General features: G+C 38.2%; 1 protein-coding gene. It reads left to right on the top strand.

The features are described 5' to 3' along the window. On the top strand, positions 1 to 205 hold a 205-nt coding region (locus tag BOQ64_RS24295), incomplete at its 5' end, for a hypothetical protein (protein ID WP_228448537.1). Positions 206 to 275 lie beyond the last annotated feature (70 nt).

Below are 275 nucleotides of genomic sequence, written 5' to 3'. Positions count from 1 at the left end.
TTATAATTCGGCAGAGCTTGAGGCATTAAAACTTATTGTGCAGAATCCGCTGGGATTAGAAGTATATTATCATGACCGGGAAATTGCAGAAACGGTGTCATATGGAAAGCAGAAAAGCCTCAGGAGATTAAATTCTATACGGCGATCAATTCTTTTCAAAACAATTACAATGAAGATTATAATTCGGCAGAGCTTGAGGCATTAAAACTTATTGTGCAGAATCCGCTGGGATTAGAAGTATATTATCATGACCGGGAAATTGCAGAAACGGTGTC

It is taken from the genome of Chryseobacterium sp. CH25, from assembly GCF_004119455.1.
In the GTDB taxonomy this organism is placed as follows: Bacteria; Bacteroidota; Bacteroidia; order Flavobacteriales; family Weeksellaceae; genus Chryseobacterium.
This window is presented reverse-complemented; position numbering and strand designations above follow the sequence as displayed.